1 protein-coding gene is annotated in these 526 nt (G+C 51.3%); it reads right to left on the bottom strand.

Features of this window, described 5'->3' with window-relative positions; genetic code table 11:
• A partial coding sequence (locus J3482_RS20250) for a reverse transcriptase/maturase family protein (protein WP_206923094.1) occupies positions 1 to 526 on the bottom strand: 526 nt, incomplete at both ends.

Here is a 526-nt window from a genome sequence, read left to right on the forward strand (position 1 = left end):
TTGTCCGCATGCGTCACCAGTGTCTTTTCCGCCGACAACTGAAGTTTCAGCCTGTTGCTTAGGTATTCCGCGATTTCCGCTTTGAGCGTCTCGGCATGTTTCTTGCTTCCGCAAAGAACCACTGCATCGTCCGCGTATCTCACGATGTAGCAGGGGATATCGGCCTTTTTCCGCTCCCGAGGTGATAGGTATTCGTACTTGTTCGCGATGAATTCATCCAGCTCGTTCAAATAGATATTTCCAAGAATCGGACTAGCGACTCCACCCTGTGGTGTGCCAAGCTCTGTTTCCTCGAATTCTCCCTCGTAGACGAGCCCTGCGTTTAACATATTGCGGATAACTTTTATCAATCGGCGGTCATGAACGTCCCGCCGCAGGATATCCAACAAGATGTCATGGTCTACGTTGTCGAAGAACCCCTTGATGTCAAGCTCGACCACCCAGCAATAGCGGTGTCTGCCGATGAGGAAGCGGATGCGCTCAATGGCATGATGCGTACAGCGATACGGTCGGAATCCATAGCTGT

The sequence above is a fragment of the Alicyclobacillus suci genome (genome assembly GCF_017329615.1).
Lineage (GTDB): Bacteria > Bacillota > Bacilli > Alicyclobacillales > Alicyclobacillaceae > Alicyclobacillus > Alicyclobacillus suci.